The sequence below is a fragment of the Allorhizobium sp. DMC15 genome, from assembly GCF_056314065.1.
Genome location: NZ_JBQUZB010000004.1, coordinates 274,251 through 282,945 on the forward strand (window position 1 = coordinate 274,251; position 8,695 = coordinate 282,945).

Sequence of the window (8,695 nt, forward strand, 5' to 3'; positions counted from 1 at the left end):
GTATTGGATGACACAGACCTGCAGGAGTTTCTAATGTCCGACTTTTCCGGAATGACGTCCCTGAACCCCGGCTACCGTGCCCTCGTGCTGGGAGCCAGCGGTGGTATCGGCGGTGCCTTTGCCGCAGCCATCAAGGCCGATCCCGCCTGCGGCAGCGTGACGGAGTTGTCGCGAAGCCGCGACGGGTTCGATATCACGGATGATGCCGCTGTCGGTGCGGCGGCAGCCCGGTTTTCGGAAGCAGGCCAGAAATTAGATCTCATTCTCTGCGCGACGGGTGCGCTTGTCATCAATGGCAATGGCCCAGAAAAGACGATCAAGGCGATCCAGGGCGACGTAATGGCGGCGCAGTTTGCATTGAACGCGATTGGTCCGGCGCTGGCGCTGAAGCATTTCGCACCGCTGCTCTCCAACGAGGGCAAGAGCGTGTTTGCCACGCTGTCGGCGCGGGTCGGCTCGATCGGTGACAACAAGCTCGGCGGCTGGATCTCCTATCGCTCGGCAAAATCGGCTCTGAACCAGATCACCCGTACTTCAGCGATCGAGATAGCCCGGCTTCGACCGAAAAGCGTGGTGGTTGCGCTGCATCCCGGTTCCGTCGACACCGGTTTTTCCGGCGGCTTCTCCAAGACGCATGACAAGATCCAGCCGGCAGACAGTGTCGCCATGATGCTCTCGGTTCTGAATGGCCTGGAGCCGGCACAGACCGGTGGCTTCTTCGCTTATGACGGTCAGCCGATCGAATGGTGAAGGCGTCGCGTATCCATCTCGTTCTCGGCGACCAACTCACGCATTCGCTGTCTGGCCTTGCCGATGCCAATCCGGCAACCTCGCTGGTGCTGATGGCGGAAGTCATGAGCGAGGCGACCTATGTGAAGCATCATAAGAAGAAGATCGCCTTTCTCTTTTCCGCCATGCGGCACTTTGCCGAAGAGTTGCGGGAGAAGGGTTTAAAGGTCCGCTATGTGACGCTTGATGACCCCGAGAACACCCAGAGCCTCAAGGGTGAGCTTGCCCGCGCACTTACCGACAGCAACGCTTCTGCTGTGGTTGCGACAGAGTGCGGGGAATGGCGTCTGGCCGAGGAGATGCGGGGCTGGGAAACGGACCTCGGCGTGCCCGTCGAGATCCGCGAAGACGATCGCTTCCTCTGTTCGATCGAGGACTTCGGCGCCTGGCGCAAGGGTCGCAAACAGCTGCGCATGGAGTATTTCTATCGCGACATGCGCCGGCGTCACCGGGTGCTGCTGGACGGCGAGGAGCCTGTTGGTGGCAAGTGGAATTTCGACGCCGAGAACCGCAAGCCGCCCGCTGCGGGTCTGAAAGGTCCAAAGCGCATCAGCCATGCCAAGGATGCCATCACGAAATCCGTGCTGGCACTCGTCGAAGAGCGCTTCGCCGGCCATATGGGCTCCCTCGACAGTTTCCATTTTGCCGTGACCGCTACCCAGGCGGAAATGGAACTGCAGCAGTTCATCGACGAGATCCTGGCTGACTTCGGCGACTATCAGGACGCGATGGTCAAGGGCGAGCCCTACCTCTACCATTCCCTGATCTCCTCCTACATCAACGCCGGACTGCTTCTGCCGATCGATGTCATTCGCCGGGCAGAGGCCGCGTGGTTCGAGGGGCGGGCGCCGCTGAATGCCGTCGAAGGGTTCATTCGCCAGATCCTCGGCTGGCGCGAATATGTCCGCGGCATCTACTGGACGGAAATGCCGGATTATGTGGGCTTGAACCATCTCTCCGCTTCGCGACCGCTGCCGCAGATGTACTGGACGGCAAAGACCGACATGGCCTGCATGCGGGGCGCGATCGGCGACACGATCGAGCATGCCTATTCGCATCATATCCAGCGGCTGATGGTGACCGGCAATTTCGCCATGCTGGCCGGGATCGATCCGGCAGAGGTCTGCGAGTGGTATCTGGCCGTTTATTCGGATGCCTATGAATGGGTGGAACTGCCGAACACGCTCGGCATGGCGCTTTATGGTGATGGCGGGCTGATGGCGAGCAAGCCCTATGCCGCGAGCGGCAAATATATCGACCGGATGAGCAATTTCTGCGGTGGCTGTCGCTATGATCCCAAGATCACGACGGGGCCTCGCGCCTGTCCGTTCAACGCGCTTTACTGGGATTTTCTCGATCGCAACACGGAAAAGCTGGCGCGCAATCCACGCCTGTCCAACATGTATGCGACCTGGCGCCGAATGGATCCGTTCAAGCAGGAGGCGATCCGCAAACATGCGGCGCACGTGCTGGAAACGCTCGACAGCCTGTGAGGCACCACGCTAGTTTTAGATCGCCGGACTCGGTTCTTCCTTCAGGAGTCCACTGGTCCGCAGCAGCGAACTGAAGCGGCCGCCGAGCGCGCTCAACTGGTCGTAATTGCCCATCTCGATAATCCGGCCGTGGTCGAGGAAAACGACGAGGTCGGCTTCGCGGATCGTCGAGAGCCGGTGGGCGATGATGAACGTCGTGCGGTTCTTGCGCAGCCGGTCGATCGCCTCCTTCACCCGCGCCTCGGTTTCGACATCGAGCGCGCTTGTCGCCTCGTCGAGGACGAGGATCGGGGCGTTCTTCAGGATTGCCCGGGCAATCGCGATCCGCTGGCGCTCGCCGCCGGAGAGGCGATTGCCGCGTTCGCCGACATGGGTGTCGTAGCCGATCATGCGGCTTTCGATGAAGTCGGTGGCCGCCGCTGCCTCTGCTGCCTGGATGATCTCTTCTTCGGTCGCATCCTCGCGGCCGAGCCGTATGTTGTCCTTGATCGAGCGGTTCAACAAGCCCGCGTCCTGGAAGACAGTTGCTATTGCGTGGCGCAGCGACTTGCGGGTTACTTTGGAGATGTCCTGTCCATCGACCAGGATTTGCCCCGACTGCGGCTCGTGGACCCGCTGCAGGAGGTTGATCAGCGTGGTCTTGCCGGCGCCCGTCGGCCCGACGATGGCGACCGTCTGGCCCGCCCTGACCGCGAAGGACACGTCGCGAACGCCCTGGGTCGTCGATGCAAAATCGAAGCAGACATCGCGGAACTCGACGTCGCCGCGTACATTCTTGAGCTCGGTGGCACCGGCGCGCTCCTCCCGCTCCTGGACCGCATCTTCCAGGAGATAGAAGTCTTCCAGCTTGGAACGTGCTTCGAAAATCTGGTTGGCGAAGGTGATCATCTGATCGAGGCGCGCGATCAACAGCCCGGCAAAGCCGGTGAAAGCGATGATGTCGCCGACTTTCAGTTCGCCACGCTGAACGAGCAAGGTCCCGATCACTAGGATCACCAGCATGGAAAGCGTCGAGGCAATGCGGTTGAGTGCGCCTGCTAGCGCCCACCAGTCGAGTACAGGATACTGGGCCGACAGCAGCTTCGTCGTATATTCCTTCAATGCCCGGGTCTCGGCCTCGATCCGGTTATAGCTGTGCAGCACGGAAACATTGCTGATCGAGTCGCTCACATGGGAGAAGACCGTGTGATAGTGCCCCTCAACCGAAGCCTGTCCTTCCTTGGTCTTCACCATCACCGTGCGCCCGATGATGACGTAGAGGATTGCGAGGACGACCAGAACCGAGGTCAGGCGCACATCCATCGAAAAGGCGGTGGGAAGCAGAAGTGTCAGTGCCACGGCGGTTGCGAGATGCGTGCGCATGAATTCGAGCCAGAGGCCGAAGAGGGTTTCGCCCGCGCGAAGCAGCGTGTGCAGCGCGTTTGACGTCCCTCGCTTGTGGTGCCAGCTGAGCGGCATCGAAATGATCTTTGCGAAGGACTCCGTCAACAGGTCCGCGCGCCGCCCGTGGGCGAGCCGGTCGGCCTGTCGCGCAACCAGCACGTAGGCCACGGTATTGAAGACGCCGAAACAGCCCCAAAGGATGAGAATCTGGGTCGCGTCGCGCTTCTCCGATATCGCATCAATGATGCGCCCGAACAGCACCGGTTCGATGATGGTGATGGCGGCCAGGACGATATTTGCGATCACGACGAGGGAAACCCGCAACCTGTAAGTCGCAAGATACTTTAGGGCCTTGAAGTAAACCTGGAGAAGGGACACGCGTTGACCTCCGGCTGGCGCAGCTCGCGCCGATGCTGGCATTTACCATGGCGCTACCGGATCAGGTAGCCACGCCTCGACTGCCTAACCTCGAGGCAGTCCATGCGCAAGATACTGTCTGACAAACAGAAAATTGACACACTAACGGTTGCAAGATTCCAGCGCTCAGTTCTAAACTTAGGACGGCGGATTTTTGGCAATGAGCGCTCATATTTTGCATCGGGCCTTCGACAAACCGTTCGCTCATGGCTTTTTAATGTTTTTTCAGTGCGTGTCTTTTGGGGGGATTGGTGAATATAAACCAGTTGCTGCATTTTTTGGTCGTTATCGACGAATGCCGTTCTGCGTCCGATGTCATCTCGGAACTTGAGAAGCTCGTTCGATCGTATGGCTTCGAATACTACGGGCTTGTTCGGCAGCCCAAACCGGATGAAAACCCGATGCAATTGGTTTTGACGGGTCATTGGCCGGAAGGCTGGCCGCAACTCTATATTGCCAAGAAATATGTCCTGATCGACCCCACTATTCGATATCTCGGGCAGGCGAGGGGGGGCTTTCGCTGGCGCGACGCGTTGCACGCATTTCGTTCGGATCCCCATCGCAAGCGCATGGAGCGCATGCTGTCCGACAGCGTGCGTTACGGCCTGACCGACGGCTACATCTTCCCGGTTCATGGACGGGGCGGATTGATGGGCAACATGACGGTCGGCGGTAAGCCGGTCGATCTGTCGCCTATCGAGATCAGCTTGTTTGAAGCGGTTGCGAAAAAAGCTTTCTGGCGTCTGGTGGAATACAAGCACGGGGATGTGTCGAGTATCATCAAGCCCGTCGATACGCGCATGACACGACGGGAGATGGAGGTTTTGAACTATCTTGCGGATGGTTTGACGTCGAACGAGATCAGCCGGATTCTGAAAATCTCAAATCATACCGTCGACTGGTACATGAACGGCATCCAGGATAAGTTGAACGCGAAGAACCGGCAGCACGTGGTTGCACTCTCTTTCCGCCTTGGGCTGGTGACCTGAGCGGCCCGGATTTTTTTTGGCTTCGATCAAGGCAAATTGAACTTCCTAAAACAACGCGCTATGACTTTTGTTCGCAGGTGCACAATGCCCTGGCATGTCGTTTGGGGAGATCGAATTGCCAATATCCAAGATCCTTGTCGCCAACCGTTCGGAAATCGCGATCCGCGTCTTTCGCGCCGCCAACGAGCTCGGTCTGAAAACGGTCGCCATCTGGGCCGAGGAAGACAAACTCGCGCTGCACCGCTTCAAAGCGGACGAAAGCTACCAGGTTGGTCGTGGTCCGCACCTGACACGGGATCTGGGGCCGATCGAAAGTTACCTGTCGATCGACGAAATCATTCGGGTTGCGAAACTCTCCGGAGCGGATGCCATTCATCCGGGCTATGGTCTTCTGTCGGAAAGTCCCGAATTTGTAGAGGCCTGCAACGATGCAGGTATTATTTTCATCGGCCCTCGGGCGGAAACCATGCGGCAGCTCGGCAACAAGGTTGCCGCGCGCAATCTGGCAATCAGCGTCGGCGTTCCCGTCGTGCCCGCGACCGATCCGCTCCCTGATGACGAAGCGGAAATCCATCGACTGGCGGAGGAGATCGGCTATCCGGTCATGCTAAAGGCCTCCTGGGGTGGCGGCGGTCGCGGCATGCGCGCGATCCGCGACCCGAAGGACCTGATCCGGGAAGTCACGGAAGCCAAGCGCGAGGCCAAGGCCGCCTTCGGCAAGGACGAAGTCTATCTCGAAAAGCTCGTCGAGCGTGCCCGCCACGTCGAGAGCCAGATCCTTGGTGACACCCACGGCAATGCGGTGCATCTGTTCGAGCGCGACTGCTCGATCCAGCGCCGTAACCAGAAGGTGGTCGAGCGTGCGCCAGCCCCTTATCTTTCGGAAGCACAGCGCCAGGAGTTGGCCGACTACTCGCTGAGGATTGCCAAGGCGACCAACTATGTCGGCGCCGGCACCGTCGAATACCTGATGGACGCGGATAGCGGCAAATTCTACTTCATCGAGGTCAACCCGCGTATCCAGGTCGAGCACACCGTCACTGAAGTCGTGACAGGCATCGATATCGTCAAGGCGCAGATCCACATCCTTGATGGTTTTGCGATCGGTACGCCTGAATCGGGTGTACCTAAGCAGGCGGACATCCGCCTCAACGGGCATGCACTTCAGTGCCGTATCACGACGGAAGATCCCGAGCAGAACTTCATCCCGGATTACGGTCGCATCACCGCCTATCGTTCCGCCGCCGGCTTTGGCATCCGTCTCGATGGCGGCACAGCCTATTCGGGCGCGATCATCACCCGTTATTACGACCCGCTGCTGGTCAAGGTGACGGCATCCGGCAGCACGCCGCAGGAAGCGATCAGCCGCATGGACCGCGCGTTGCGCGAGTTCCGTATTCGTGGCGTTGCGACTAACCTCACCTTCCTCGAAGCGATCATCGGACATCCGAAGTTCCGGGACAATTCTTATACCACGCGGTTCATCGATACGACGCCGGAGCTCTTCCAGCAGGTGAAGCGCCAGGACCGGGCGACGAAGCTTCTCACCTATCTCGCAGACGTCACCGTCAACGGCCATCCGGAAGTAAAGGGCCGGCCGAAGCCGCCCGAGGATGCGGCAAAGCCACTCGTACCTTTCATCGATGCGCAGATCCCCTCTGGCACCAAGCAGTTGCTCGACGAGCTCGGCCCGAAGAAATTCGGCGAGTGGATGCGCAGTCAGACGCGCGTCTTGATGACCGATACGACGATGCGCGATGGCCACCAGTCGCTGCTGGCGACCCGCATGCGTACGCACGATATTGCTCAGATCGCGGGCACGTATGCCCGGGCTCTGCCGGAATTGTTGTCGCTCGAATGCTGGGGTGGGGCGACCTTCGACGTCTCCATGCGCTTCCTGACGGAAGATCCATGGGAACGCCTGGCTCTGGTGCGCGAGAGTGCGCCGAACCTGCTTCTGCAGATGCTGCTGCGCGGTGCCAACGGCGTCGGCTACAAGAACTATCCCGACAATGTGGTGAAGTATTTCGTCCGGCAGGCAGCGAAGGGCGGGATCGATCTCTTCCGCGTCTTCGACTGCCTGAACTGGGTCGACAACATGCGCGTGTCGATGGATGCCGTTGCCGAAGAGAACAAGCTTTGTGAGGCGGCAATCTGCTACACGGGCGACCTCTTGAATTCGGCGCGCCCGAAATACGATCTGAAGTACTACACCGCGCTTGCCGCCGACCTCGAAAAGGCCGGTGCCCATATCATCGCCGTCAAGGACATGGCCGGTCTGTTGAAGCCGGCTGCCGCCAAGGTGCTGTTCAAGGCATTGCGCGAGGCGACCAGCCTGCCGATCCACTTCCATACGCATGATACCTCGGGCATCGCGGCTGCCACCGTTCTGGCTGCTGTGGATGCCGGCGTAGACGCCGTGGATGCAGCCATGGACGCTTTCTCCGGGAACACGTCGCAGCCCTGCTTGGGTTCGATCGTGGAAGCGTTGCGCGGCTCCGAGCGCGATCCGGGTCTCGACCCGCACTGGATCCGCCGCCTGTCCTTCTACTGGGAAGCCGTGCGCACCCAGTATGCTGCTTTCGAGAGCGATCTGAAGGGCCCGGCTTCGGAAGTCTATCTACATGAAATGCCGGGCGGCCAGTTCACCAACCTCAAGGAACAGGCCCGCTCACTCGGGCTTGAAACCCGCTGGCATGAGGTGGCACAGGCCTACGCCGACGCCAACCAGATGTTCGGCGATATCGTCAAAGTGACGCCGTCCTCCAAGGTTGTCGGTGATATGGCGCTGATGATGGTCAGCCAGGATCTGTCCGTTGCCGATGTCGTAAACCCGGCCAAGGACATCGCCTTCCCCGATTCCGTCGTGTCGATGCTGAAGGGCGATCTCGGGCAGCCTCCGGGTGGCTGGCCGGAGGCATTGCAGAAGAAAGCTCTGAAGGGTGACGCGCCTTACACTGCGGTCCCGGGCTCACTGCTGCCAGACGCCGATCTCGATGCCGAGCGCAAGGCGATCGAGGAGAAACTCGGTCGCGAGGTCTCAGACTTCGAGTTCGCCTCATATCTGATGTATCCGAAGGTCTTCACGGACTATGCGTTGGCGGCCGATACCTATGGTCCGGTTTCGGTGATCCCGACCCCTCAGTACTTCTACGGTCTGCCGGCCGGCGAAGAACTGTTCCTCGACCTGGAGAAGGGAAAGACCCTCGTCATCGTCAACCAGGCGATCGGCCATACCGACGACAAGGGCATGGTCACCGTGTTCTTCGAGTTGAATGGTCAACCGCGCCGCATCAAGGTGCCGGATCGCGTTCACGGCGCCTCGGGCAGTGCGGTTCGCCGGAAGGCGGACCTCGGCAATGCTGCCCATCTGGGAGCACCGATGCCAGGCGTTATCTCGACTGTGGCTGTTGCTGCGGGCCAGACTGTCAAGTCGGGTGACGTTCTGCTGTCGATCGAGGCCATGAAGATGGAAACGGCCCTGCATGCGGACCGTGACGGCACCATCTCGGAAGTTCTGGTGCGGATTGGCGACCAGATCGATGCCAAGGATCTTCTGATCGTCTATTCGGCCTGAGTTGGCCCACGGGACCGCGGAGTCAACAAGTCATACGAAAAGGCCTC

General features: G+C 59.7%; 5 protein-coding genes. 4 read left to right on the forward strand and 1 reads right to left on the reverse strand.

The window, feature by feature from the left end:
- Positions 1-33: 33 nt before the first annotated feature.
- Both ACT53S_RS18950 and ACT53S_RS18955 read left to right on the forward strand, forming a co-directional pair.
- Complete coding sequence (locus ACT53S_RS18950; RefSeq protein WP_476068115.1) at positions 34-750, forward strand: SDR family oxidoreductase; 717 nt, start codon at positions 34-36, stop codon at positions 748-750.
- Positions 744-2,282 carry a cryptochrome/photolyase family protein gene (locus tag ACT53S_RS18955; RefSeq protein ID WP_476068116.1) on the forward strand — a complete coding sequence of 513 codons (1,539 nt, stop codon included), beginning with the start codon at positions 744-746 and terminating at the stop codon, positions 2,280-2,282. Before ACT53S_RS18950 ends, ACT53S_RS18955 begins: the two co-directional genes overlap by 7 nt.
- 15 nt (positions 2,283-2,297) lie before the next feature.
- Here the strand turns inward: ACT53S_RS18955 and ACT53S_RS18960 are convergent, their stop codons facing one another.
- The gene (locus ACT53S_RS18960; protein ID WP_476068117.1) at positions 2,298-4,043 is read right to left on the reverse strand and encodes a glucan ABC transporter ATP-binding protein/ permease; all 1,746 of its coding nucleotides are present in this window, start codon (positions 4,041-4,043) and stop codon (positions 2,298-2,300) included.
- 290 nt (positions 4,044-4,333) lie between these two features.
- On the opposite strand from ACT53S_RS18960, the gene ACT53S_RS18965 reads away from it, so the two are divergent.
- Entirely contained in the window at positions 4,334-5,071 is a 738-nt protein-coding gene (locus ACT53S_RS18965; protein WP_113377906.1) for a LuxR family transcriptional regulator, read from the forward strand.
- A gap of 115 nt (positions 5,072-5,186) precedes the next feature.
- Positions 5,187-8,648 (forward strand): pyruvate carboxylase, encoded by a 3,462-nt coding sequence (pyc, locus tag ACT53S_RS18970; RefSeq protein ID WP_476068118.1) that lies wholly within the window; start codon positions 5,187-5,189, stop codon positions 8,646-8,648.
- Positions 8,649-8,695: the final 47 nt, after the last annotated feature.

Excerpts from the sequence above, each read along its gene's own strand:
- ACT53S_RS18955 (WP_476068116.1), top strand. The coding sequence starts at position 744 with ATGGTGAAGGCGTCGCGTATCCATCTCGTTCTCGGCGACCAACTCACG.
- ACT53S_RS18950 (WP_476068115.1), top strand. The coding sequence starts at position 34 with ATGTCCGACTTTTCCGGAATGACGTCCCTGAACCCCGGCTACCGTGCC.